The sequence below is a fragment of the Clostridium weizhouense genome, from assembly GCF_019431045.1.
In the GTDB taxonomy this organism is placed as follows: domain Bacteria; phylum Bacillota; class Clostridia; order Clostridiales; family Clostridiaceae; genus Clostridium; species Clostridium weizhouense.
Map to the genome: position 1 here is coordinate 17,932 of NZ_JAHXPT010000018.1, position 25,310 is coordinate 43,241.

General features: G+C 25.5%; 25 protein-coding genes and 2 riboswitches. Of the genes, 21 read left to right on the forward strand and 4 right to left on the reverse strand.

Annotated elements, in window-relative coordinates; translation table 11 throughout:
• The first annotated feature begins 2 nt into the window (after positions 1 to 2).
• From KYD98_RS16720 to crcB, 6 genes are all read left to right on the forward strand, one after another.
• Entirely contained in the window at positions 3 to 1,310 is a 1,308-nt protein-coding gene (locus tag KYD98_RS16720) for an L-aspartate oxidase (protein WP_219781193.1), read from the forward strand.
• Positions 1,288 to 2,130 (forward strand): carboxylating nicotinate-nucleotide diphosphorylase, encoded by an 843-nt coding sequence (nadC, locus tag KYD98_RS16725; protein WP_219781194.1) that lies wholly within the window; start codon positions 1,288 to 1,290, stop codon positions 2,128 to 2,130. The genes KYD98_RS16720 and nadC overlap by 23 nt, the downstream gene beginning before the upstream one ends.
• 317 nt (positions 2,131 to 2,447) lie before the next feature.
• Complete coding sequence (locus KYD98_RS16730) at positions 2,448 to 2,861, forward strand: flavodoxin (protein ID WP_219781195.1); 414 nt, start codon at positions 2,448 to 2,450, stop codon at positions 2,859 to 2,861.
• A gap of 25 nt (positions 2,862 to 2,886) precedes the next feature.
• On the forward strand, positions 2,887 to 3,510 hold the full coding sequence (locus KYD98_RS16735) for a DUF3793 family protein (RefSeq protein ID WP_219781196.1): 624 nt from the start codon (positions 2,887 to 2,889) through the stop codon (positions 3,508 to 3,510).
• A 179-nt stretch (positions 3,511 to 3,689) separates the two neighbouring features.
• Positions 3,690 to 4,574: a DMT family transporter gene (locus KYD98_RS16740; RefSeq protein ID WP_219781197.1), complete on the forward strand. Its 885-nt coding sequence runs from the start codon at positions 3,690 to 3,692 to the stop codon at positions 4,572 to 4,574.
• 333 nt (positions 4,575 to 4,907) lie between these two features.
• Positions 4,908 to 5,285 (forward strand): fluoride efflux transporter CrcB, encoded by a 378-nt coding sequence (gene crcB, locus KYD98_RS16745; protein WP_373368743.1) that lies wholly within the window; start codon positions 4,908 to 4,910, stop codon positions 5,283 to 5,285.
• 140 nt (positions 5,286 to 5,425) lie between these two features.
• Here the strand turns inward: crcB and KYD98_RS16750 are convergent, their stop codons facing one another.
• A complete protein-coding gene (locus KYD98_RS16750; protein WP_219781199.1) occupies positions 5,426 to 6,790 on the reverse strand; it encodes a voltage-gated chloride channel family protein in 1,365 nt (454 codons plus the stop codon).
• Between the two features lie 63 nt (positions 6,791 to 6,853).
• Positions 6,854 to 6,913, reverse strand: a riboswitch (Fluoride riboswitch).
• Between the two features lie 326 nt (positions 6,914 to 7,239).
• Positions 7,240 to 7,410, forward strand: a riboswitch (cobalamin riboswitch).
• A 138-nt stretch (positions 7,411 to 7,548) separates the two neighbouring features.
• Between KYD98_RS16750 and KYD98_RS16755 the strand changes: the two genes are divergently transcribed.
• The 5 genes from KYD98_RS16755 (at position 7,549) to KYD98_RS16775 (ending at position 12,450) form a co-directional block, all read left to right on the forward strand.
• Positions 7,549 to 8,562: an ABC transporter substrate-binding protein gene (locus tag KYD98_RS16755; RefSeq protein WP_219781200.1), complete on the forward strand. Its 1,014-nt coding sequence runs from the start codon at positions 7,549 to 7,551 to the stop codon at positions 8,560 to 8,562.
• Between the two features lie 12 nt (positions 8,563 to 8,574).
• Entirely contained in the window at positions 8,575 to 9,657 is a 1,083-nt protein-coding gene (locus KYD98_RS16760) for a FecCD family ABC transporter permease (RefSeq protein ID WP_219781201.1), read from the forward strand.
• Positions 9,657 to 10,427, forward strand: coding sequence for an ABC transporter ATP-binding protein (locus tag KYD98_RS16765; RefSeq protein WP_219781202.1), 771 nt, complete (start codon positions 9,657 to 9,659; stop codon positions 10,425 to 10,427). Before KYD98_RS16760 ends, KYD98_RS16765 begins: the two co-directional genes overlap by 1 nt.
• A gap of 313 nt (positions 10,428 to 10,740) precedes the next feature.
• Positions 10,741 to 10,950, forward strand: a complete 210-nt coding sequence (locus KYD98_RS16770) for a zinc ribbon domain-containing protein (protein WP_219781203.1) — start codon at positions 10,741 to 10,743, stop codon at positions 10,948 to 10,950.
• A gap of 147 nt (positions 10,951 to 11,097) precedes the next feature.
• Positions 11,098 to 12,450 (forward strand): MATE family efflux transporter, encoded by a 1,353-nt coding sequence (locus KYD98_RS16775; RefSeq protein ID WP_219781204.1) that lies wholly within the window; start codon positions 11,098 to 11,100, stop codon positions 12,448 to 12,450.
• 280 nt (positions 12,451 to 12,730) lie between these two features.
• Here the strand turns inward: KYD98_RS16775 and KYD98_RS16780 are convergent, their stop codons facing one another.
• Both KYD98_RS16780 and KYD98_RS16785 read right to left on the reverse strand, forming a co-directional pair.
• Positions 12,731 to 13,693 carry a permease prefix domain 1-containing protein gene (locus tag KYD98_RS16780; RefSeq protein ID WP_219781205.1) on the reverse strand — a complete coding sequence of 321 codons (963 nt, stop codon included), beginning with the start codon at positions 13,691 to 13,693 and terminating at the stop codon, positions 12,731 to 12,733.
• A 5-nt stretch (positions 13,694 to 13,698) separates the two neighbouring features.
• Complete coding sequence (locus KYD98_RS16785) at positions 13,699 to 14,022, reverse strand: PadR family transcriptional regulator (RefSeq protein ID WP_219781206.1); 324 nt, start codon at positions 14,020 to 14,022, stop codon at positions 13,699 to 13,701.
• Between the two features lie 399 nt (positions 14,023 to 14,421).
• On the opposite strand from KYD98_RS16785, the gene KYD98_RS16790 reads away from it, so the two are divergent.
• From KYD98_RS16790 to KYD98_RS16815, 6 genes are all read left to right on the forward strand, one after another.
• Positions 14,422 to 14,970 (forward strand): hypothetical protein, encoded by a 549-nt coding sequence (locus KYD98_RS16790; RefSeq protein ID WP_219781207.1) that lies wholly within the window; start codon positions 14,422 to 14,424, stop codon positions 14,968 to 14,970.
• Positions 14,971 to 15,140: 170 nt separating this feature from the next.
• A complete protein-coding gene (locus KYD98_RS16795) occupies positions 15,141 to 15,614 on the forward strand; it encodes a DUF2798 domain-containing protein (protein ID WP_219781208.1) in 474 nt (157 codons plus the stop codon).
• Positions 15,615 to 16,018: 404 nt separating this feature from the next.
• Positions 16,019 to 16,675 (forward strand): response regulator transcription factor, encoded by a 657-nt coding sequence (locus tag KYD98_RS16800; protein WP_219781209.1) that lies wholly within the window; start codon positions 16,019 to 16,021, stop codon positions 16,673 to 16,675.
• Between the two features lie 5 nt (positions 16,676 to 16,680).
• Entirely contained in the window at positions 16,681 to 18,129 is a 1,449-nt protein-coding gene (locus KYD98_RS16805; protein ID WP_219781210.1) for a sensor histidine kinase, read from the forward strand.
• Between the two features lie 171 nt (positions 18,130 to 18,300).
• Positions 18,301 to 19,116: a hypothetical protein gene (locus KYD98_RS16810; RefSeq protein ID WP_219781211.1), complete on the forward strand. Its 816-nt coding sequence runs from the start codon at positions 18,301 to 18,303 to the stop codon at positions 19,114 to 19,116.
• A 152-nt stretch (positions 19,117 to 19,268) separates the two neighbouring features.
• Positions 19,269 to 20,168 (forward strand): Gfo/Idh/MocA family protein, encoded by a 900-nt coding sequence (locus KYD98_RS16815; RefSeq protein ID WP_219781212.1) that lies wholly within the window; start codon positions 19,269 to 19,271, stop codon positions 20,166 to 20,168.
• A 114-nt stretch (positions 20,169 to 20,282) separates the two neighbouring features.
• Here KYD98_RS16815 and KYD98_RS16820 read toward each other — a convergent pair whose 3' ends face one another.
• Positions 20,283 to 21,047, reverse strand: coding sequence for a DeoR/GlpR family DNA-binding transcription regulator (locus KYD98_RS16820; RefSeq protein WP_219781213.1), 765 nt, complete (start codon positions 21,045 to 21,047; stop codon positions 20,283 to 20,285).
• Positions 21,048 to 21,168: 121 nt separating this feature from the next.
• Here KYD98_RS16820 and KYD98_RS16825 point away from each other — a divergent pair, with 121 nt between their 5' ends.
• From KYD98_RS16825 to KYD98_RS16840, 4 genes are all read left to right on the forward strand, one after another.
• On the forward strand, positions 21,169 to 21,963 hold the full coding sequence (locus KYD98_RS16825; RefSeq protein WP_219781214.1) for an HAD family hydrolase: 795 nt from the start codon (positions 21,169 to 21,171) through the stop codon (positions 21,961 to 21,963).
• 393 nt (positions 21,964 to 22,356) lie between these two features.
• Entirely contained in the window at positions 22,357 to 23,037 is a 681-nt protein-coding gene (locus tag KYD98_RS16830) for a hypothetical protein (RefSeq protein WP_219781215.1), read from the forward strand.
• A 119-nt stretch (positions 23,038 to 23,156) separates the two neighbouring features.
• Entirely contained in the window at positions 23,157 to 24,215 is a 1,059-nt protein-coding gene (locus KYD98_RS18465) for an AEC family transporter (RefSeq protein ID WP_219781216.1), read from the forward strand.
• A gap of 32 nt (positions 24,216 to 24,247) precedes the next feature.
• Positions 24,248 to 25,246, forward strand: a complete 999-nt coding sequence (locus tag KYD98_RS16840) for a 2-hydroxyacid dehydrogenase (protein ID WP_219781217.1) — start codon at positions 24,248 to 24,250, stop codon at positions 25,244 to 25,246.
• Positions 25,247 to 25,310: the final 64 nt, after the last annotated feature.

Sequence of the window (25,310 nt, forward strand, 5' to 3'; positions counted from 1 at the left end):
TTATGAATAAGTTGGTAGATGTACTAATAATAGGATCAGGAATATCAGGATTATATTGTGCATTAAACTTAAGAAGAGATTTAAAGATTTTAGTTGTTTGTAAAAGTGAAATTACATGTACTAATACTTATTTAGCCCAAGGGGGAATATCTACAGCTGTAGATAAAGATGATATACCTTTATTTATATGTGATACTTTAAAAGCTGGTAAGTATGAAAATGATATAGAAGCAATAAAAATTTTGACAAATGAATCAATAAATAATATAAGAGAATTAATATCAATGGGAGTAGAATTTGATAAGGAGAGTAATGGGGATTTAAACTTTACTAAAGAGGGAGCACATTCTGTAAATAGAATAGTTCATACAAAAGATAATACTGGTGAAAGTGTTGCAAAGGAACTTATAAATAAAGTAATGCAGTCTGATAATATAGAAATTTATGAATATACGTATTTTGTTGATATTATAGAAAATCAAAGAAAGTGTATTGGTGCAATGTTAATAAAAGAAAATGAACAGATAAATGTATATTCAAAATGTGTAGTACTTGCAACTGGTGGGATAGGGGGATTATTTAGTAATTCAACTAATCAGAGAATCTTAAAAGGTGATGGAATAGCTAGTGCGATTAAGCATGACATAGAAATTAAAGATATGAATTACATCCAAATTCATCCAACAGCATTTTATGAAGAATGTGAAGATGAAAGAAGATTGTTAATATCTGAATCTTTAAGAGGAGAAGGTGGAAAATTATTAAATATAAATGGAGAAAGATTTGTAGATGAACTTTTACCAAGAGACATAGTATCAAAGGCTGTATATAAAGAAATGAAAAAAACAGATTCTAATTATGTAAATTTAGATATAAGTTTTTTAGGAAAAGATTATATAGTTAGTAGATTTTCATCAATATATAAAGAATGTTTAAAAAGAGGTGTGGATATTACAAAGGAATATATTAAGGTTTCTCCAGCTCAACACTTTTTAATGGGAGGCATAAAAGTAGATTCTAATTCATTAACATCAATGGAAAATTTGTATGCAGTAGGTGAGACAAGCTGTACAGGTATTCATGGGGCAAATAGATTAGCAAGTAATTCTTTACTTGAGGGGCTTGTATTTTCAAGACGATGTGCAATTAATATAAATAAAAATATAAATTATATAAAGAATAATGTAATTGCAGTAAATAAGATAAGTAAATCTATAGAAGAGCTAAGTGAAGAAAACAGTATTTTAGTTAAAGAAGCAATAAAATTAAATGGGGGAATTTTAGATTATGAATTATTTAATTATAGATAAGATAATTAAAGAGGCATTAAAAGAGGATATACCAAATGAAGATATAACTACTAACTCTATAATAGATGATAAATGTATTACTACAGTAGAGTTATTATGCAAAGAAGAAGGGATAATTGCAGGTTTAGATGTATTTAAAAGAGTATTTGAACTTTTAGGAGATGTTCAAATTGATTTATATAAATGTGATGGTGATAATGTATATCCTAAAGATAAAGTGGGATTTTTAAAAGGGAATACTAGAAATATATTAAAGGGAGAAAGAGTTGCATTAAATTTATTACAAAGAATGAGTGGTATAGCTACATTAACAAATAAATTTGTAGATCAAATAAAACATACAAATGCTAAACTTTTGGATACTAGAAAAACAACTCCGAATTTAAGAATTTTAGAAAAATATTCTGTAAAAGTTGGAGGGGGAAGCAATCATAGATTTAATTTATCAGATGGTATTATGCTTAAAGATAATCATATAAGTGCAGCCGGTGGAATAAAACAAGCAGTAGAATTAGCAAGAAAGAATTCTTCGTTTGTTAGAAAAATTGAAGTAGAAACTGAAAGTATAGAAATGGTTAAAGAGGCATTGAGCGCACAAGCAGATATAATAATGCTTGATAATATGGGTTTGAATTTAGCTAAAGAAGCTGTGAATATTATTAATAAAAGAGCAATAATTGAATTTTCGGGTAATGTAAATATAAATAATATTAAAGATATTGCAGAAATAGGAGTAGATTATATATCTGTTGGAGCTTTGACTCATTCAGCGAAAATATTAGATTTTAGTATGAAAAATTTAAAAATAATAAATATATAAATATTATTAAATAAGCTATTACAAAATAAGTTTTAATTATTTTGTAATAGCTTATTTATTTTAGGGTATACTCTAAAACAGTATATAAATAGAGCATTAATAAAGTTTTTAGTGATTTATTAAAAAGGTAATATTAATTTTTAAGACCTTTAATATAGGTATATTTAAATTCATATAAGAGAAGTATTTAAGAAAAAAATGAAGAAAATAAATTATTTTCAAATAAAGTATTGACAATCGTATCAATTAATAATATTATTTAATTGTAAATGATAATCGATCTCAAGAAGAAAAGAGATTGTTGAGGAGGAAATGGGATGAAAATAGTTTATTGGTCAGGAACAGGTAATACAGAAAAAATGGCAAATTTAATTAGTGAAGGTATAGTTGCAGCTGGAAAAGAAGCAACAGTAGTTAATGTATCTAATGCCACTTCAGATATATTTAATGATGAAGATGTAGTCATCTTAGGGTGTTCAGCTATGGGTGATGAGGTACTTGAAGAAGGAGAATTTGAACCTTTTGTAGAGGAATTATCAAGTAAAGTTTCTGGTAAGAAAGTTGCATTGTTTGGTTCTTATGGATGGGGAGATGGACAATGGATGAGAGACTGGGAAGAAAGAATGATTTCTTATGGATGTCAATCAGCAATTGATCCATTAACAGTTCAAAATGAACCAGAAGATGAAGAAGAGTGTAAAGATTTTGGAAAGAAGATAGCTGCATTATAAAAAACAATTGAGGTAGGGAATTATTATGAAGTATTTAGATTTTTACAATAAATTAAATTCTATGGAAGATAAAGAATATATAGAAAATTTTATAGTTTATAATGTTTCTCAAGTTATTGCAGGTATAAAACCAGCATCAACGATAGCATTAAAAAAAGATGGAGATAATCTATATGGAAAATGGATTAAATTTGGTAGAAGTTTTGTAAAAAGTATAGGTTTAGAATTTATTGAATTAAGAGATAATGATAAAGCTATAATAGTAATGCTTTATAATAAGGAACTACTTGAACAATATATATTTGAAGAAGAAAATAAGCTGTTTCTAAATAAACTAGGATATGATAAAAAAGAAGATATACATATTTATCTAAAAAAATTAAAAGAAAGATATGATTTGTATCATTGTCCTCATGAACTTGGGTTATTCTTAGGAATACCAATTAAAGATGTTAAAGATTTTATGAAATGTACAAAGAAAAAATGTTTACTTTGTGGTTATTGGAAAGTATATAACGATTGTAACCAAGCAAAAAAGATCTTTTGTCAATATGATAAAGTTAAAGCGCACACACTTAACAACATACTAAATGGAAATAATTCGCATGACCTTGCATTTAGTATTAAAAATTTTTTCTGTTCTCCCTAAGATGTACATTTCATTAAATTTATATATATTAATTTACAAGCAAAAACTGCTGATAACCACATATCAGCAGTTTTTTTCTTTTATATTATTAATGTTTAATATTTTAAGGCATATAGTAGAGTTATTGAAAAGATTTATCAATAGTGATATATTAAATGGGTTAAGGAGGAAGGGGAAATATGAATTTTAATACTTTAAGTAATAGAACAAAAGGAATAATATTTATAATATTATCAGCTTTTGGTTTTGCAATGATGTCAGCATTTATTAAGCTTGCTGGAGATTTACCGTCTTTTGAAAAAGCTTTTTTTAGAAATTTGGTTTCTACAATAGTTGCTTTTACATTGATTTTAAAACATAAAGAAAAGTTTTTCGGAAAAAGAGAGAATCAGAAAACGCTAATATTAAGGTCTTTATTTGGAACTCTAGGAATAGTTCTTAATTACTATACAATAGATATATTAGTTTTGTCAGATGCTAATATGTTAAATAAATTAAGTCCATTTTTTGTTATTATTTTTTCAGCACTATTTTTGAAAGAAAAAATAAATATGAGACAAATAATTGCTTTAGGAATTGCATTTTTTGGAGCGTTATTTATTATAAAGCCATCTTTTAATCTTGAGATCTTACCAGCTTTATCAGGGGTAGGAGGGGCAATTTTTGCAGCAGCAGCGTACACTTGTGTAAGACAATTAGGAGGAAAAGAAAAACCTGATACAATAGTATTTTATTTTTCTCTATTTTCTACAGTTGTATTATTTCCATTTATGATATTTTCTTATAAGCCAATGGCATTAATACAATTTCTTTATTTGATATTAGCAGGAATATTTGCAAGTTTAGGACAGTTTGGAATAACATTAGCTTATAAATATGCACCAGCAAAAGAAATATCAATTTTTGATTATTCAAACATACTGTTCTCAGCAATAATAAGCTTAGTAATGTTTAGTCAACTTCCAGATTATTTAAGTTTTATAGGATATACAATTATTTTTAGTGCATCATTATATATGTTTGTATACAATAAAAAGTTAGATAAACTAGAAAGAATTAAATAGATAGAATATTATCTGATTATTAAAAATTGAAATTATTTAAATAAATATGTTATAAAAGTAATATATTTACTTTTTATGAAATATATCGTACACTATAATCTGTAATAATAAATTTATAGGTGATGGGGTTCACCAGAAACAAATTTCTAAGTAATAGATAATATAAGATATAATCTAAATTTAGATATTGTTGTCTAAAAGAATACATTTATTAGTTCTGTTTTTATAATTAAAATGGTGATGAATGTATCTTTTGGATAGACTGCATTAAGCTAATGACTCCTGCTTTTTTAAGCAGGAGTTTTTTTATTTATTTGTATGGAGGTGATTAATTTGCAAAAAATTATTTGTGTTGGTATTGGAGGTTTTATAGGAGCAACAATTAGATATTTAATTACTATAAATTCAGCAAAATTAGTTAATACAAATATCTCGTTAGGTACATTAATAGCCAATGTACTTGGTGGTTTTCTTATAGGTATCATAATGGAAATTAGTATTTCTACAAACTTAATATCTTCTAATATGAAACTTTTTTTAACAACAGGTCTTATGGGAGGATTAACAACATTTTCCACATTTAGTTATGAAACGATTAATCTAATTAGTTCAGGAAGTTATTATTTAGGAACTATTAATATTTGTCTTAATTTATTTTTAAGTTTTGGTGGTATTATTGCATCAACTTTTTTATGCAAAACAATCTTTTAAAATTCAATATAAGTAGAAATTTAATTATTAAGTAAATTTGTGCCTTATCTAAAACTTAGGAGTTGTTATAAAGTATATAATTTTTATTAAAATAAAAATGGAAGTAATTATTATAATTAAATTACCTCCATTTTTCATTATTATTTGTTAACTATATATTTGTCATTTAATTGATTATTATCTTTTAAAGAAGATTTATTTTTTCTATAATATGCTAATGTAGATTCTTTAGGAACTTTAATTAATGTACTTTTACTTATACCAATTTTTTGAGAAATATATATACCTGAATGACCAGAAAATAAATAACTTATAGCACATGTCATAAACATAAATTCAATTCCTTGAGCTCCGAATAGCTCTAATCCTAAAATAAAAGATGTTAAAGGAGCATTTGTAGCTCCAGCAAATACACCTATAAGTCCTAATCCTGCTAAAAAGGATGGAGAAATATTAAGTATATTTGATAAAGCATTACCAAATGTTGAACCTATTACAAATAAAGGAGTAACTTCTCCACCTTGAAATCCAGCACCTAAAGTAAATGAAGTAAATATAAGTTTATTAAAAAATGTAAAGGGACTAACTTGTTCAGTAAATGAATTATTTATTAAAGGTAGACTAAGTCCAAGATAATCTCTTGTTCCTATTAAATATGTTAATATAATTACTATAAATCCACCAACCATACTTTTAATTGCAGCATTTTTAAATTTAGAAGAAAATATATCTTTTAATTTATGTGTTAACTCACTAAATAATTTACTAATTAATCCAAATAAAATGGAAGCAATTATAAGTTTTAACACTACAATATATGTAATAGTAGGAACTTGTAATATAGTGTAATGTGAATGATGAACCCCAAAAGCTGTTGTTACAATATTTCCTACAAAAGCTGATGCAAAGCATGGAATCAAAGCTTGATAGCTCATTGTTCCAAGTGCGGCTACTTCTAATCCAAATATAGTTCCAGCAAGAGGAGTACCAAAGACAGAACTAAATCCACTACTAATTCCACACATTAAGATAATTTTAGTATCTACCTTGTCTAATTTTAATAAACGTCCAATAACTTCAGATATACTTGAACCAATTTGTACTCCAGTACCCTCCCTACCGGCAGAACCACCAAATAGATGAGTTACAAAAGTCCCAAGAAAAACTAAAAATGCCATACGAGTAGGAATATCTCCATTACTAGTATTAATTTTATCTATAATTAAATTATTACCTTTTGAAGAGGATTTTCCATATTTAGAATATAGAAAGCTAACGAAGGCACCTCCTATTGGAAGAAGAAATAATAGCCAAGGATTATTACTTCTTAAAGTTGTAGCAAGTTCTAAGCTGTTTAAAAATAAAGCACCAGCTACTCCAGTTAAACAACCAACTATTGTACCTATAAAAATCCACTTTAAAAATGATATTCCAAGAAGTGTACTTAGGTTTGGATTTTTAAGAAATACAATTCCCTTTTCTTTTTCAGAATTATTTTTGTACATTATTTTTTATTCTCCTTTTTATATTTTTTAATAAAAAGACTCCTACAAAAAACAGTATACCCGTTTTTTGTAGGAGTCATTAGCATTACGCGATTAAAGGCGAACTCCATCACCTAAATATATAATAATGATAATATGATTGAAATGTTTTAACAATAGTTGTTATAAGCTAAAAATTTAAAGTAAATGTAACATATTACTGAATTAAACGATACCATTTAATAATGCTTTGAAATACATATGTTTGTTATTAAATTTATGATAAGAATTTATTATATATTATAATGTAGTAAATAGTAGAATTTATACAAACAAACATTTTACTATTATGTTGTTAGACTTGACACAATTTACTATTTAAGGTATGTTTTAAAAGCATAGAAGATAAAACAATTTAATATTAAGCATATAGGTATTACATTTAAATAATGGATTAATTAAAATAAAATCTAAATTAATTAAATAAATGTAATTTAAAAGGGAAACAAGTGAAAATCTTGTACGGTTCCGCCACTGTAATAGGGGAGTTTAAGGAAGTTTTATACCACTGGGAAACTGGGAAGGTATTCTTTAAATGATGATTCTAAAGTCAGGAGACCTGCCTATATGTCTTCGTAACTAACTTTACGGGACAATGAAGGAGGTGACAGGTTTACATAAACTCTATTTTTATAGAGTGTATTAGAGCTTTCTGCGTCAAGTAAGAGAGCTTTTATTTTTTTATAAACTTAAATAAAAAATTAAAGAGGTGTAAATCAATGAAGAAATCGAAATCATTTTTATACTTAGCAAGCATTTGTACTATCAGTTTAAGTATTTTTTTAGGATGTGCTTCTAATGGATCAAAATCATCTAATGAACAAGTAAAAGATAATACATATAAACCTGTTACTATTACTGTGGATTTATTAAGAAGTGGTAATGGGGATAAGGTTGAAGAAACATTTGAATCTTCACCTAAAAGAGCAGTTACTTTTGGTGATGAATTTACTGATATATTGCTTGATTTGGGACTAGAAAATAGTATTGCAGGCAGAACAGAAAGCAATTGTAAAAGCATAAGAACAACATTTGATGAGAAGAAAAAGGACATTCCTGTTTTAGCAAATAAAAATCTTTCACAAGAAAAATTATTAAGTGTACAACCAGACTTTGCAATGGGATGGGATTCAAACTTTTCGGATAAAAAATTTAATAAAGATTTCTGTAAAGAAAATGGTATAGCTATTTATACGCCTAAATTTACTGGAGATCATGCTACGATACAAGATCTTTATACAGATTATATTACTTTAGGTGAAATTTTTAATGTTAAATCCTTAGCAGAAGATAAGGTTAACACTATGAAAACTAAAGTTGAAAAAGTTAAGGACAAGGTTAAAAATATAAAAAGTGAACCTAAAAAGGTATTTATATACGATTCAGGAGAGGAATCTCCTTTTACAGGTTGTCAAGGGTTACCAGGAGATTTAATCAAAATAGCTGGAGGAAAAAATATATTTGATGATATAGACAAAGCTTGGGCTCATGTTTCATGGGAGGATATTGTAGATAGAAATCCAGAAGTAATACTTATTATGAATTATAATAATGAAAACATAGAGGAAAAAGAAAAGTTCCTTTGTTCTAATCCAGCTTTAAAGGATGTAGATGCTATTAAAAATAAGAGAATTTATCCTATAATTCTTAGTGATATAGAAGGTGGTGCAGGAACAGCAGATGTGGTAGAAGATTTAGCTAAAGCTTTTTATCCTGATGTTTTTAATAATTAGGAGGTAAGAATTTTGAATAATAAAAAGATAAAAAGATTTTTACCTTTAAAGAGCAGATTTAGTTACTTTACATTTTGTTTTGTATTATTAGTTTTTTTATTAGTGTCTATAATTTTATCTATTTTTATTGGAAGTGTTAATATAAAAGGGGATTGGATATTTAAAATTATATCTAATAATATTTTAAATCAAGATTATTTTCATGTAGTATGGCCTAAAGCAAGTGAATCGATAGTTTGGAATATAAGATTACCTAGAGTCTTATTATCAGTTTTGGTAGGTTCAGGATTATCTTTATCTGGTATTGCAATGCAAGCATTAACTAAAAATTCATTAGCAGATCCATATATTTTGGGTATTTCTTCTGGTGCATCATCAGGAGCGGTAGCGACTATTATGTTTGGTTGTTTTAGCTTTCTATCATCATATAGTACTATGATAGGAGCATTTATAGGAGCAGTTACTGCAATTATATTAACATTTAAATTTTCTTGTATAAGAGGAAGAATTACATCAACTCAATTAGTTTTATCAGGAATAGCTGTTTCTGCATTATTTTCAGCATTAACAAATTTAATGATTTTTAAAGAAAATAGCTCTGATAAGATTAGAACAGCTTTATTTTGGATGACAGGTTCATTAGGAGGAACTAGATGGAGTTATATTGGTTATGTAGGAGTACTATTTATTATTTGTACAATTTTATTATTAGTTTTACATAAAGCTTTAGATGCATTACTTTTAGGTGATGCTACAGCTATTACATTAGGTGTTAATATTAGAGTGTTAAAAATTATAATAATAATTTTATGCACTTTACTTACTGGCTCAATAGTTTCAGTAAGTGGAGTTATTGGTTTTGTTGGTTTAATTATTCCACATATTACTCGAACTTTTGTAGGATCAAGTCATAGAAGATTGATGCCAGCATCAATTTTATTAGGAGCATTGTTTTTAATTTGGTCTGATGTATTTGCTAGAGTAATTGTTTCACCAGAAGAATTACCTATTGGTGTAGTTACAGCATTTATCGGAGCACCATTCTTCTTGTGGCTTTTAAGGAAAAGTAGTTATACTTTTGGAGGGAGCAGATAATGAAATTAAAAGTAGAAGATTTGTCTTATAAAATTTGTGAAGATGAAATATTAAGTAATATAAACATTGAAATAAATAAAGGCGATTTTGTAGGGTTAATAGGTCCAAATGGATGCGGTAAATCAACATTATTAAAAAATATATATAGAGTATATAAACCTTATTGTGGAGGTATATTCATTGATGATATTAGCATTAATAAATTAAATAATAAGGATATTGCAAAACGGATGTCTGTGATGGTCCAAGAAAATAATATAGAATTTGATATTAATGTTTTAGATATGGTTTTACTAGGAAGATATTCACATAAAAAGTTATTAGAGAATAATTCTAATGAAGATTTTTTTATAGCAAGACAATCATTAAAAGAAGTTGGTTTATCTAATTATGAGGATAGAAGTTTTTTAAGTTTATCTGGAGGAGAAAAACAAAGAGTTCTAATTGCAAGAGCATTGGCTCAAAAAGCTGAATTTATAATATTAGATGAGCCTACAAATCATTTAGATATAGGTTATCAATTTCAGATTATGGATATATTAAAGAAACAAGAAATAACAGTTTTTTCATCTATACATGATTTAAACATAGCATGTTTTTATTGCGACAAATTATTTGTTATGGATAACGGAAAAATAATTGACTATGGCACTCCAGAACAAGTAATAACTAATGATTTAATAAAAAAACTTTTTCGAGTAAATGCTAATATTAGAATTAATTCTATTACAAATAAGATAAGTATAACCTATTTACCTAATATAATATAATAATTAAAATAGTAGTAATTAAAATTTTTATAAAAACCCCTACAAAAACTAATTTATCTTTTTTGTAGGAGTTTTTTTTATAATATGTTTAGAAGGTAAATTTTTATATACAGTGAGGAATAAATTTCTAAATAAAATTGCTTGGAATGATTTTTAAAATTGCTTATAATAAGACTAATTACATATAATAAATAATTTATATTATTTATAGAATAAAGTAATGTTAAAAAGTAACTGTTTATTAATATGAAAAAATTATATTTTAATTAATTTATCATATAGTTAATAAAATAAGTAGAGGGGGATGGAGTTTATGGAAAAGAAGCAATTTGTGTGTCCTAAATGTGGAAATCAACATTATGAATCAGATCAATTTCAAGCAACAGGTGGAAACTTTGCAAAGATATTTGATGTACAAAATAAAAAATTTATAACTGTTAGTTGTACAAGATGTGGTTATACTGAATTATATAAAGCGCAAGCTAGTTCAGGTTGGAATATACTAGATTTTTTAATGGGATAGAATAAATTATAATAAAGTATTAAGAATAAGAGTTTATAATTTCAATGAAGAAGAAATGTTCCAAATTTTTTGGAGCATTTTTATTTTTATGGAGTGGATAATGAAAATTAATATCAATTATAATCGATTAAAAGGAGTGATTTATTAATGAGTAAAAACAGAGAAGAATTGCTACAAAAAGATCCTAAAAAATTGATGTTTAAGTTATGTACTCCAGCAATTTTAGGAATGGTTGTAATAGGATTATATTCATTTATGGATGGAGTATTTGCAGGACAATTGATTGGTAAAAATGCTATGGCAGCTGTATCTATTGCATATCCAATTACATTTTTAAATAGTGCTATATCTACTTTAATAGGGATTGGATCAGCATCTATTTTATCGAGATCTATAGGTAAAAATGATCAAAAAACCATAGATAAGATTATGGGAAACTTATTAAGTTTAGTATTAATTTTTTCGACTATTATTATGGTTTTAGGGATTGTATTTACAAAAGAAATTTTAATCTTAACTGGTGCAGAGGGAGAAATTTTAGAATTAGCAGTAAAATATCTTCGTATTATTTTTACAGGTTCAATTTTTGTAAATTTTGCGCAAAGTGCTAATATGGTAATGCGTGGAGAAGGAATTATGAAAAAAGCTATGCTTTTTATGACAATAGGTGCAGTTTTAAATATAATATTAGATCCAATTTTAATAATATCTTTTGGTGAATATGGGATTGAAGGTGCAGCAGTAGCTACAGTAATATCTCAAATTATACAATCTATTATTACAATGATTTATTTTATAAGAACAAGTAAAAATGTAAGATTTCATAAAATTAAAATTGAAAGAACACTTTTACCAGAAATATTTTCAGTAGGATTATCTGCTATGATGATGCAAGTTATGAGTATGGTACAACAGACATTAATGTACAGAATGACAGCAAAATATGGAGGAAGTAATCAATTAATATTAATGGGAGCAACATTAAGAATACAAGCATTATCTTTTATTCCTCTTTGGGGAATGAGTCAAGGATTACAACCAGTAGTTGGAACTAACTATGGAGCAAAATTATTTTCAAGAGTAAAGAAATGTACAAATACATTTATATTAGGTGCAACTATTCTTGCATGTATATTTTGGATTCCAATTGAATTATTTCCTAAACAAGTATTATCTTTAATGATAACGGATATATCAATAGTTAGTGAAGGAATAAGTAATTTCAGAATAATGTATAGTGCATTTCCAGTACTAGGAGCATTTATTATGGGAGTAACATTTTTTCAGTCAATAGGAAATGCAAAAAATGCTGGTATACTAGTTTTCTTAAGACAGGTAATATTATTTGTGCCAGCAATTATATTATTCCCTGCTATTTCAGGAATTAAAGCAGTTTGGTTTGTTACTCCAATGATAGATACAATAGTATTTCTGATATTATTGTACCTAATTAGTAGAGAATACAAAATTATGAAACAACAATTAAAAGTAGTTAGATAGTTAAATTCTAATTTTTTAAATAGATTTTATATAATAGATAAAGGTGAATTTTATAATAACTATATTTTCATAAATGTTAATATAATACTTTTCAACCTTCAGATAAATTAAATTTTATCTGAAGGTTGAAAATTTGTTTATAATAAATATTAATTTTAAACTTTATATTTCAAAATAATGTTTATATTAAAATATTAACGTTAACTTATAACTGGTAATAAAAGATTTAGTATATTTATTTTTAGATAGTAAATTTAATTAAATAGGCTAGGATTAAAAATTATTTATTTTCACCTTTTAAGATATTATAAACTGAACTAAACATACCAAATAATATTCCTGTTATAGGGAAAATAATCCAATTTATATGCCATATATGAAAAATAAAACCTGTGATTAAGAATATACAAACTGCTAAAGGCCAGATTATACTTGCAACTACATTTACAACCTTATTTTGTTCCTTTGAAAAATCTTTGATTTTTAGTAAGATATTAAAACTTTCTTTGATATTTCCAAAGTATATAAAAATGAAAACTGCAATAGCAACAATTGTTAGTAAAAGGACTACTCCATAATCAGATGCATTACTATTTAAGCTATCTGTTATTAAAACTGCAATCGGTGATAATACACATAAACATACTCCAACTATTAGAGATATCATATAAGTTGATGAAAAAGCGTTAAACTTTTGTTCTATATCTGATTTTACATTAATAGGTAACTCAAATGGTTTTTTTAGATAATTATATTTTTTTAATTCCATTCCAGAATAAATAAATAAAGCTACAGCAGGTACAATCATAATAAATAAAGTTATAACCCCAGGTAAATCTGGGTCATTTTTTGATAGGTTAGTAAAAACAATATTATTTTCTATAAGACTAGTGATTAATATTAACATAGCTGCCGATAGAATACATAAAAATACTCCAATACCTATTAATAATCCAGCTCTTTTTTTAGTATTTATAAAACCATAAGCTTCTTCTGAAGTAATAGTTGGAAGTATATTCTGATTTTTATTAGTATCAATTTCAAGTTCATTAATTAGTTCATCAATATTTCCAAACTCTGAAATTACAATACCTATAGCTTCATTTTCAGATTTTCCTTCGTCTTTAAGTTCATTATATTTTTCTTCCATGTTTTCTAATAAGTCATTTTTTAATTTAAGAATTTGGCTTGTTTTTGGTAAGCTGCTAAACATAGTATCTAAATAATTTTTTATGGTTTCCATTTTAATCACTCCTTAATAAATTTATTAATAACTTCTTTTGTTAATTTCCATTCTTCACATTTTTCTTTATAGTACTTTAGACCTTCAGGAGTAATTTTATAATAAGTACGTTTTTTACTAGATGTTTGATCTTTATAAAAAGACTCGATATACCCATTTTTTTCAAGACGTGTAAACGCTGAATAAAGAGTCGTTTCTTTTATTATATATTTTTCTTCTGAAAGTTTTCTGATATTTTTTGATATTTCATATCCATAGGATTCACCAGCTTGTAGCATATAAAGAATGATAGTATCGTTATATCCTCGGATAATATCACTACTAATCAAAGTATCCCCTCCTTTACAACTACTACGATTATAATACTATATCTGTCGTAGTAATTTTAATATATCACATTTACTACGACAGGTACAGTACTTTTTTGAAATTGATTGTAAAAAATAAATATAAAAATAATTTATAAAGAAAGTTTATAAGTTACTTTTAATAAAAAAAGAAGATGACGAAAATAAAGAGGAAAAATTGAGTTTAAATATAATTGAATTAATTAAGAATAGTAATTAAATTTTATAACTAAAAAATAATGTTATTTATATAAAAATATAGTATTTTATGTCGATAAATAATAGTGTAGATTAGATTTGTATTATAGATTAATATTATAAATTTGTAATTTTAAGAATACACTTTTAGTTTGATATATATTTATAAATATTGGAGGTAACATGTTAAATAAAATAAAAAATTTGATTAATGAAATAGAAATTAATAATAAGATGATTAATGAAAAAAGTTCTGTACTATTAAAATCTAAAGTAACAGAAATAATGGAGATAATTAATATTTCAAGAAAGCATTTAGTTTATGAAAAAATAGATAACATAGAGCGCTTTAATCTTAATAGTAAATTTAGTGATTTGATATCATTTAATGATTTATGTAAACATGCTATGAAAGTAGATGAGTATAAGAGTGGAAGTAAAGATGTTAAGTGTTATATGAATGAGAAATACGGATTATATGAATTGTGGTTATTATGGAATAATGAATTTTGTGTAACTCGTTTAAACTATATAAATAATAAGAAAGGTATATATCAAAGAGAAGTTACAGAGTATGGGAAATGCGCTTTTGAAATGTATGATAATCAATTCATATGGGATATGGATAATATAATAAAAAATATAATGGAGAACTTGGAGAGAAATTCAAACAGGAAAAAAAGTATAATGGATTCATTAGAATCACAGTTAAAGCAATTAAACAAAGTGTAAAATAATTTTGTAAAATTCAATATGGATATAATAAAAAAATAAAATTAGGGTATTACATCAATGAAAAAATTTATGCTATACTATGAAAGTCAATGCGTTGTACCGACGGTCATACCACTTGTCGTCGATACAGCGTATTTTTCAATTCAACTAAAAATAAGGAGGATATTATGGAAAAATGTATGCCTAGAAATGGAAAAGAAGGATTGATTTATGGGTGTGTTATATGTGCATTGACTTGCATTTTCATGGCAACTATGAATATTTGTATTAATATGGGGGGAGTTTCAGGAGCGTCTATAGTTACAGTATTAAAAGCATTTCCATTAGTTTTTATAATTGCGATGATACTTGAAATGTTTATTGTAGGTAAGGTAGCTGATAAATTAGTTTCTATTTTTATTTTACCAACAGATAGTTTAAATGCTCATATTATGTTTAGGACATTTTTTACTGTTATTGGTATGTCTATTATTATGACAAATGTGGGAGAAATTTTAGCAAGTGGGCTTAGTCTAGAAGCTATTAAAGAATTTCCAATTTGTTGGCCACGTAACTTTTGTGTAGTTATGTTTTTAGAGTTACTTATTGTACAACCTATTGCAAGAAATATGATGAGAATAATGCATGAAATCAACGGATAAAACTGAGTTAATGAACTAAGTGTTTAAAAATAAAAAGTTTTGAAAAATTAATTAGTAAGCATTGTAATCTCATAACATATAATAAGTTACTTTCTAAAGTATTAAAAGAAATAATAATACTATGAAAAATATTGTTATTGATAATTTCTATAAAGCTCAGAAATAAAAAACAAGATATTAATTAGCGATAACCATAATTTGTAAAAATAAGAAGTATCTAAAGATGTACTTCTTATTTTTTTATATTTTGAGAAAAGTTTACAACTATTTTACAATGTTTTGAGGAGTTTATTATATAATGGATTTATAAATGAACACTTATTAAATGCTATGTTTTAAATGGATGTTGGATATTTTAAAGTTCTTAAGTAAGAGTCAAAATAATTGTACTAGGGGGAAGAAATTTGAAAATAAATGTTTTAATTATAGAAGATGATGAGGCTATTTCTAATTTAATAAAAATAAACTTAAGTATGGCTGGTTATGAAAGCAAACAGATATTTGATGGATTAGAAGCTTTTAATTTATTAAAAGAAGAATCTTTCGATTTAATACTCATGGATATTATGCTACCAGGCATGGATGGCTTTGAATTAATGAAGAGAATAAAAGATTTAAATATACCAGTAATATTCCTGACAGCTAAAAATGGACTTGCTGATAAGGTGACTGGATTAACATCAGGTGCAGAGGATTATATCGTCAAACCATTTGAAACAGTTGAATTACTAGCAAGAATTGAAATAGTTTTAAGAAGATATTCTAAAAATAAAGATTGTATAGAATTTAAGAATTTAAAGATATATGAAGATGAAAGAATTATAAAAAAAGAAGATGAAATAATTGATCTTACTTTAAAAGAATTTGAACTTATGCTTATGCTTGTAAAAAATAAAAATATGGCTTTATCAAGGGAATATTTATTAGAAAAGATATGGGGATATGAATATATGGGTGAAACAAGAACAATAGATACTCATATTCAAAAAATAAGGAAAAAGTTAGACATTGTGGATGACATAAAAACTGTATATAAAATTGGATACAGATTAGAGGAGTAGAATATATGAAGTTATGGCAAAAAATATACTTTTTTTCTTTATTATTGCTTATATTTACTTTAAATATAGCTGGAGTTATACTGATACAAAAATTCCATAATGATGTATTAGAAAAAGAGATTGAGAAATGTCTTGCAGAACAAAAATTTGTTTCTTCAGAATTCAGAATTAATTCTTTAGCTTTGCAAAAAAACTATTATTTAGATAGTTCTCCTGATATTAATATGTCAATTAGTGCTTTAATGAGTGAGTATAACAATTTAATTAATCATGAAATTGGACAACATGGAGATATAGAAATTTTAGATACCCAAAATAAAATATTATATTCAGATGTAAAATTTCCTGTTTCAGATGAAAAACAGGAATTACAAAACCTTTCTTTAGGAAAAACAAACTACATTATTCGAACATTAGATGGAAAGCAGTATTTATATGTAGGTAGTTTAATTAATGTGTATAATATCCCAATAAAAATACATTATGCTAAAGATATTTCAAGCATATACACCGAAAAAATGAGCCATTATGCTCTTTTTATGAAATTGGATATTTTAATCTGTTCTCTTTTTGCTGTTTTTATGTTTTTTGTAAGCAGATTAATAACAAAACCAATAAATACGTTAATAGAGTCTACTCAGAAAATATCTTTGGGACAATATTCTGAAAGAGTAAGCATAAAATCAAAGGATGAATTTAATGTTCTTTCAAATCATTTTAATCTAATGGCTCAGACAATAGAAGATAAAATAAATGATCTGGAAATTTCTAATATTGAAAAGGAAACCTTCATAAATAATCTTACTCATGAACTTAAGACTCCTTTGACTTCTATAATTGGATATGCAAATTTAATAAGAACATCAAAATATAATGAAGAGTTATTTTTTGAATCTGCAAATTATATTTACAAAGAGGGAAAAAGACTTGAGAAGATGGCTTTTAAAATGATGGATTTAATTTATGCTAAGACTCAAGAATTTAAATTAATACCTGAAAAAATTATGCCAATAATATATGAAGTAGAAAAATCTTTGTCTGCTAAGTTTAGAGATAAAAATATAAATTTAATTATTGAAGGGGAAGATTGCATATTAGATGTGGACAAAGATTTAATTAAGATGGAATTATGCAATTTAGTAGAAAATGCTATAAAAGCATCTGATAATGATTCTAAAATATATTTAAAAGTATCTGTTTTACAAGATAAGACTTATATATCTATAGTGGACTTTGGTTTTGGAATGGCAAAAGAACATTTGGATAAAATATGGCAGCCTTTTTATGTTGTTGATAAAGCAAGGTGTAGAAAGAATAATGGAGCAGGAATTGGACTTTCTATTTGCAAAAAAATAGCGGAAGTTCATAATGCGGATATTAAAATAAGTAGTGAATTAGGTAAGGGTACAGAAGTAAATTTAATTTTTAGAAATTCTATTTCCACTATACATTAATTAAATTTGTAAGCTAAAAGTAAAATAAAAAATAATTGAAAGTTTACAACTATTTTACAACTGGAATAAACTTCTGGGACATTTGAATTTTATAATTAAAGTGTGGTAAGTACTTATACACAATTAAGACTGAATGAAAAATAAAAATATGTTGTATGTGGAGGAATTATTATGTTTTCAAAAAAGTTAACAGCAGTATTAGTTGCATTAGGAGTAGTAGCATCTACTAGTGCTTTATTTAATGAAATTAACATAAAAGGAGCTTTTGCAGATAGTGTAAAACAAAATGTTGTTTATACTAAAGATAATGCATCAGTAGCTTCTAAAGATGATTTTGATGTAACTGGTGCTGAAGAAGAAGCTTATAGAGATAAGTCTTTAGAGGTTTTAAAAAATTACTTTAATATATCAGTTAAAGAAAATGAAAACTTTAAGTTCAGTGCATGTGTATTAAATGAAAAAACTTTAGATGAACTAAAGGTAAAAGAAAAAGAAACAATAAAGGAGTTATATGACAATAAAGAGATTGCTAAGGAAGAATATGATGAACGAATAGCTTTTTCTGAAAAAAATAATGATGGACTTAAAAATAGAGTAGAAAAATTAAAACATGGAATGATTCAAACGGGATGGGTTGGTGTTAATAACGAGAATAAATGCTATATGTTTGATTTTAATGAGAATACAAAGGAAGTAGATTCTGTATTGGTTAGTGAAGGCATTCCTAAAGAATCAGATGTTCCATTAAAAATTAGTGAAGAAGAATTAAAAAATACAGCAGAAGCTTTTATTAAACAACATAAATTAGGAGACTTAGAAAATCCTAAATGTATACTTGTAAAAGGAAAGCGTCTTTTTTATCAAGATGAAAATGATTCATCAAAAAAGGTAGAAGTAGGAATCAATTCATTTACAGGTAAAGTAAGTAGTTTTTCAGTAAAAGAATATGCAGATTTTGAATATAATAGAGTAATTAATGAAAAATAAATAGACTAATAATAATGAAATCTCTATATTTTATAACAGATTATTGTTATAGAATATAGAGATTAGTTCTTTTATAGTATTAAAACTAAATAAATTGTATTATAATTGATATATTGTAAAAAACACCAAAAGAAATATAGGAGAATAACAATATGAGAATTGGAATTATAGGTATAGGGAAAATTTGTAAAAAAGCATATCTTCCGTTTATAACAAGTAAGGAAAAGATAGAGCTTGTATTATGTACAAGGAATACAAGTACCATAAATGAAATTAGTAAGAAATATAGAATTAAAGAATGTGTAACAAACATAGATGATTTAATAAAAAGTAATGTCTGTGGAGTTTTTGTACACTCATCTACAGAATCACATTATGAAATATGCAAAAAGCTTTTAGAAAATAAGATAAATGTTTATGTTGATAAACCAATAAGCTATTGTTATGAGGAAGGAGTAGAACTTTATAATATAGCAAAAAGGAATAATGTATTACTAATGGTTGGTTTTAATAGAAGATTTTCTCCAAGAATAAAAGAACTAAAGGAATTAGGAACAGCAAGTATTATTATAATGGAAAAAAACAGGTTTAAAGGACCAGAAGAAAAGAGATTTTTTGTATTTGATGATTTTATTCATGTTGTTGATACAATAAGATTTTTAATGAATGGTGAAGTAGATCATATTACTGTTGATTATAAAAAACAAGGAGAGAAAGTTTCTTCAGTGTTAGTAAAACTATCAAATAAAAATACAACTTCGATAGCTATTATGAATAGGGAAAATGGAATAAATGAAGAAACATTAGAATATATGACGATTTCTAAAAAGGTTGTTTTAAGGGAGCTTGCTTCTAAAAAATCTTTTGAGGGAAATAAAACTTCCATGGAAGAGTTCGGGGCATGGGAGACTACTTTATATAAAAAAGGATTTGAGGGTATAATAGATGAATTTTTAAATTGTATCAAAAATAATAATAAGCCATCAATTACAATAGAGGATGCCTTAGAGACTCATAAACTTTGTGAAGAAATAGTTCAAAAAATTAACTGATATTAAAGAAATAAAAATAATATCAGGTTATGTTTGGGGAGAATGTTTAAAATATACTGATTTTTAAGGGAAGTCTAGAGTCTTCCCTTAATTCATTAAATAGTAAATCAATTTTTATATTAAATTAACGTAATATTCATCAAGCAAATTAACTATAGATTTATTAGGTAGAGCTTCAGTAATAATACCATGAAAATCTATTGCATTTGAAAAAATAAAATTACCATTTGTTTTAAATTTCTCATTTAACATCACTAAAAATAATTCTTTAGATATGCTTATCATAGCTTGTTTGGTAGAAGCATCTTCTGAGATAGTGGTACTTATACTACCATCACTAAGATCAATTCCAGTACAACCTAAAAATGCTTTATTACAACGATATTTTTTAATTTGTTCAATAGAGTATGATCCAATGCTGCCTCCTACAAATGAATTATAGTCTCCACCAATGAAAATAAAATGTGTTTTTGAATTTTCAGGAATTAATGATGATATTTCAAACATATTTGTGATTAAAGTTATGGGCTTATCATTTTTTACTATTAATTTTGCAATTATATATGAAATAGTTGATGCATCTAAAAAAATGGTATCATTTTCATTTATTTGATTAAAAGCTTTTTGAGCAACAATTTCTTTCAAATCCATGTTTTCAACTACACGCTTACTAAAACTTTGACAATTAACAAGTGTATGTCTTACATTTATAGCTCCACCATAAGTACGTTGTAATAGTTTTTTTTTCTCTAAAGCTTGAAGGTCTTTTCTTATCATACTCTCACTTACATTAAATTCTTTACTTAAATCTTTAACTAATACTTTTCCATTTTTGTCTAATAAGTCTAAAATATATTTATAACGCTCTTCAATAAACATTTTTAAATCTCCTAAAATTACTATTTGTTATCATTATAATATAAAGTTATAATAAATTCAATTGACAAATGAGAATAAATAATATAAAATCAGAACAAATAGGAAACAAGGGGATGGACTTATGAAGAAAGTTATATTTTTAGATATAGATGGTACATTATTAGATTGTTTTAATGGGTTAGTAGATATTACACCGAAAGTTAAAAAGGTAATTCGTTCATTACAAGCAAATGGAGATTACGTTTTTATTGCGTCAGGTAGACCTTATGCATTTTTGAGCCAAGCTATATTGGATTTTGGATTTGATGGTTTTATTTTAGCAAATGGAGCCCAAGTAATAATTAATAATAAGACTATATATAGTGATCCTATAAATAAAGAGTTTGTAAAAAAATTAATATCTGAGTTTGAAAAACATAATATTCAATATATATTAGAGGGTGACTTGTATTCATATATGAAAGAAGATTTTAAAGAGTTTTATAATTTTTATGACGGTTTAGGCATTTCAAGAAGATATATAAATAGTAATTATGATATTGAAGAAATTAATGTGCATAAAGTAGAAATTTTATGTCATGATAAAGAAGTTTCAAAGTTATTTTTATCATTAATAGAGAGTAATTCAGATTATGATTATTTTAGTAGCATAGATGATCAATCTTTTGAACTATATTCAAAGAAAAATACTAAAGCAACTGGAATATTAAAAGCTTTAGAATATTTAAATATTCCAATTGAAAATAGCTATGCATTTGGAGATGGCAAAAATGATATAGAAATGTTATCAATAGTTGGATGTGGAATAGCAATGGGAAATGCATGTGATGAGGTTAAAAAATATGCAAATGAAGTTACAGATACTGTGCACAATGATGGTGTAGCATTAGGAATAGAAAGATATGTGGTTTGTTAAGTCAAAGTTTTGATATAAGAGCTAAAATCAAATGTAATTTCGCAAAAAAGGAATAGATTATTAATTAATAGTAAAATGTATCAATAAATTAAGAGCGCAATAATATTTAATAGAACTTCACTATATTTGTGAAGTTCTATTTTTATATAAAGATATATTATTATCTAGTATATTAAAATTAGATATTTTAATTAACCTTTAATTAAAGTCTTAAGGCTGTTGCAATAGATAGTACAGGAAATTCATCTCTCTGCATTTTTTTAGTTAAAATTTTAATTAGTGAAATTAAAAAAAATACAATATAATAATAAATAGTTCAATGTTACTTAAAAAAATAAAATCATATAAAAAATGTGAAGAGTTTTTATAATTAAAGATGAGGGAGTATGTTTTATGAATTATAAGATTATTTGTTTTGGAGATAAAATAAAATTAAAGGATAGTAGTCCCGCACTTTCTTTTTTGGATGATAGTAGTAATCATTATTATAGAATAGATAACAATATTATAGAAGTAATTAATTTATATAATTTTGAAGATTATAATTTTAATTTGTATAAAGGAAAAATAATAGTATTGATTAATAAAATAACTAGTAATAATGTTAGTAAAATCAAGAATTTAATTAAAAAAAGTAATGTCTTAATATTTGCAGGAGAAAATTTAACAGAAGAAAATTTAAAAAGTACTATTTTTATTAGTGGTTTAAAAAACCATGAAGAAATAGAATTAAAATTATTAATTAAGATAATTTCAAATGAAGAGTTTTTATATAAAGTAAAAAATATGAATTATATAAATTATATTATTATGGGGCAAGAAGAAAATACTGATTCAATAGGTGGAATGATTCTGAATATATTAAAAAATTTATCTTTTTTAAGTGGAAGTAAAAATTATAATGTTATAATTTATTCTAAAAATGAATTAAACTTGCAAGATCTTGGTTATTTAGAAGATGCCATTAAAGAATATATTGAGATAAATTCTAAGTTGATCTTTGACCAAATAACGACATTAAATGAAAATGATAACCTTAATTACTTTATTATAGGTGAAAAAATACTTAAATAACTTAAATAATTATTTAAAAACTTTATAAAATTGTTTTGGATGAATAAACATAATACAATGCTTTTGGAGATAAACATTATACGAATTAATGTTAAAAATTAAACAAAGGAGAAGTTATTGTGTTAGAGATTATAAAAAGTACATTAACAGATAATGCAATTTTAGGAGCGATTTTTTCATCAATATTTATTATTTTATTAGGTTTTTATTTAAGAAAGAAGGAAATATTAAATTCAGCTGCATCTAAGATGCTTACTAAAGTTGTTCTTTCGGTTTCATTACCAGCATTAGCATTTACATCTTTTATGAGTGATATAAATGGAGAACAATTAAAAGAAGGTTTAAGTATATTAGTTTGGGGATTTGCAATTTATATTATATTAATTCCAATTACCAAGTTTATGTATTTAAAAGTAAAAGGTGATAAGCAAGATGTTTATAGAGTTTTAACTATATTTGGTTCAACTACATTCTTTTCAACTCCAATTGTTACTGTAGTTTATGGAGCAGTAGGAGTAATGTATGCAAACATATTTAATATTGCTTATAGAGTATTCTTATATTCATATGCATTTATTAAAATGTCAGGAGCAAAAATGGACAAAGATAATTTCAAGAAGAATATGAAAGAAATTTTCTTAAATCCAATTATTATTGCAACTTTCTTAGGATTATTTATTTGGTTATTCCAAGAAAATTTACCACAAGTATCAGTTCAAGTTCAAGGGAAAATGAAAGAAGTTGCTTTTTTAAGAATTGATCAAACAGTTCCATGGTTATATAAACCACTTACTTATTTAAAAACATTAGCATCACCACTTGCTTGGTTATCAATAGGTTCTACTTTAGCAGAAGTACCATTTAAGAAGGCTGTATCACAAAAAGATGCTTGGGTATATAGTATAATTAAAGTTATATTAGTACCAGTAATAAATTTAGCATTATTAATAGTATTAAATAAATTCAACATTTTACCAGTTTCATTTGAAGGTTTAGCAGCAACTGTTATAATGATGGCAGCACCAACTGCTACAGTGGCAGCAGCATATGCTATTAGTTATGATAGAGAGTCATTATTTACATCAAATTGTTCATTATTATCTACTGTAGTTGCAGTATTTGCAATGCCAATTTGGATAGTTGTTTTAGAAGTTATAAAAAGTTTAGCAATATTTTAAAGCTAAGTAGCTAATGATAAAGGAGATTAATTATGGTTAAATTAGTTTGTTATGGAGTAAGAGAAACAGAAGTCCCATATTTTGAAAAAATAAATAAAAAGTTTGGTTATGATATAAAATTAGTTACATTGGGATTAAATCATGAAAATGTTAAAGATGCTATTGGTGCTGAAGCCGTTATGGTTAGAGGAAATTGTATGGCAGATAGACAAAATTTAGAGTTACTTAAAGCAAATGGACTTAAATATTTATTAACAAGAACTGTAGGATTTGATCATGTTGATTTAGATGCTGTTAAAGAGTTAGATTTAAAATGTGCTAGAGTACCTGGTTATTCACCAAATGCAATTTCAGAACTTGCAGTTTCACTTGCAATGATGTTATTAAGACATACTGCTTACACAGTAAATAAAACAAAGGAAAAGAATTTTACTGTAGATGCATTTATGTTTAGTAAAGAAATAAGAAATTGTACTGTAGCGGTTTTAGGTGCAGGAAGAATTGGTTTAACAACAGCTAAGTTATTTAAAGGATTAGGGGCAAGAGTTATTGCTTATGATGTTTATCAAAGTGATGAAGCTAAAGAAATTGTTGAATTTATGGAAATGGATGAGTTATTAAAACAAGCAGATATTCTTTCAGTACATATGCCATATATTAAAGGTGTAAATTATCATATGATTAATGATGAATTTATAGCAAAAATGAAAGATGGAGCTATTTTAGTAAATACAGCTAGAGGTGAAGTTCAAAATATTGAAGCTATTATTAAAGCTATTGAAAGTGGAAAACTTGGCGGATTTGCTACTGATGTTTTAGAAGGAGAATCACAAGTATTCTTTAAAGATTTAAAAAATCAAGAACTATCTAATAAAGTTTTTGAAAAACTAGTTAATTTATATCCTAAAGTGTTATTAACACCACACATTGGTTCATATACAGATGAAGCATTAAGCAATATGATTGAGTTTTCATATGAAAATTTAAGAGAGTATTTAAATCAAGGAATATGCAAAAATAGTATAGCATAATAAGCTAGATATAATAAATTCGATATAATAGGAGACTATATTAATACAATATAATTAATAAAAA

Coding starts and splice junctions, on each gene's coding strand:
- KYD98_RS16805 (WP_219781210.1), top strand. CDS start 16,681: ATGAAGTTATGGCAAAAAATATACTTTTTTTCTTTATTATTGCTTATA.
- KYD98_RS16730 (WP_219781195.1), top strand. CDS start 2,448: ATGAAAATAGTTTATTGGTCAGGAACAGGTAATACAGAAAAAATGGCA.
- KYD98_RS16720 (WP_219781193.1), top strand. CDS start 3: ATGAATAAGTTGGTAGATGTACTAATAATAGGATCAGGAATATCAGGA.
- KYD98_RS16765 (WP_219781202.1), top strand. CDS start 9,657: ATGAAATTAAAAGTAGAAGATTTGTCTTATAAAATTTGTGAAGATGAA.
- KYD98_RS16825 (WP_219781214.1), top strand. CDS start 21,169: ATGAAGAAAGTTATATTTTTAGATATAGATGGTACATTATTAGATTGT.
- KYD98_RS16820 (WP_219781213.1), bottom strand. CDS start 21,047: ATGTTTATTGAAGAGCGTTATAAATATATTTTAGACTTATTAGACAAA.
- KYD98_RS16795 (WP_219781208.1), top strand. CDS start 15,141: ATGGAAAAATGTATGCCTAGAAATGGAAAAGAAGGATTGATTTATGGG.
- KYD98_RS16815 (WP_219781212.1), top strand. CDS start 19,269: ATGAGAATTGGAATTATAGGTATAGGGAAAATTTGTAAAAAAGCATAT.
- KYD98_RS16750 (WP_219781199.1), bottom strand. CDS start 6,790: ATGTACAAAAATAATTCTGAAAAAGAAAAGGGAATTGTATTTCTTAAA.
- KYD98_RS16770 (WP_219781203.1), top strand. CDS start 10,741: ATGGAAAAGAAGCAATTTGTGTGTCCTAAATGTGGAAATCAACATTAT.
- KYD98_RS16735 (WP_219781196.1), top strand. CDS start 2,887: ATGAAGTATTTAGATTTTTACAATAAATTAAATTCTATGGAAGATAAA.
- KYD98_RS16780 (WP_219781205.1), bottom strand. CDS start 13,693: ATGGAAACCATAAAAAATTATTTAGATACTATGTTTAGCAGCTTACCA.
- KYD98_RS16775 (WP_219781204.1), top strand. CDS start 11,098: ATGAGTAAAAACAGAGAAGAATTGCTACAAAAAGATCCTAAAAAATTG.
- KYD98_RS16790 (WP_219781207.1), top strand. CDS start 14,422: ATGTTAAATAAAATAAAAAATTTGATTAATGAAATAGAAATTAATAAT.
- nadC (WP_219781194.1), top strand. CDS start 1,288: ATGAATTATTTAATTATAGATAAGATAATTAAAGAGGCATTAAAAGAG.
- KYD98_RS16740 (WP_219781197.1), top strand. CDS start 3,690: ATGAATTTTAATACTTTAAGTAATAGAACAAAAGGAATAATATTTATA.
- KYD98_RS16830 (WP_219781215.1), top strand. CDS start 22,357: ATGAATTATAAGATTATTTGTTTTGGAGATAAAATAAAATTAAAGGAT.
- KYD98_RS16755 (WP_219781200.1), top strand. CDS start 7,549: ATGAAGAAATCGAAATCATTTTTATACTTAGCAAGCATTTGTACTATC.
- KYD98_RS16810 (WP_219781211.1), top strand. CDS start 18,301: ATGTTTTCAAAAAAGTTAACAGCAGTATTAGTTGCATTAGGAGTAGTA.
- KYD98_RS16840 (WP_219781217.1), top strand. CDS start 24,248: ATGGTTAAATTAGTTTGTTATGGAGTAAGAGAAACAGAAGTCCCATAT.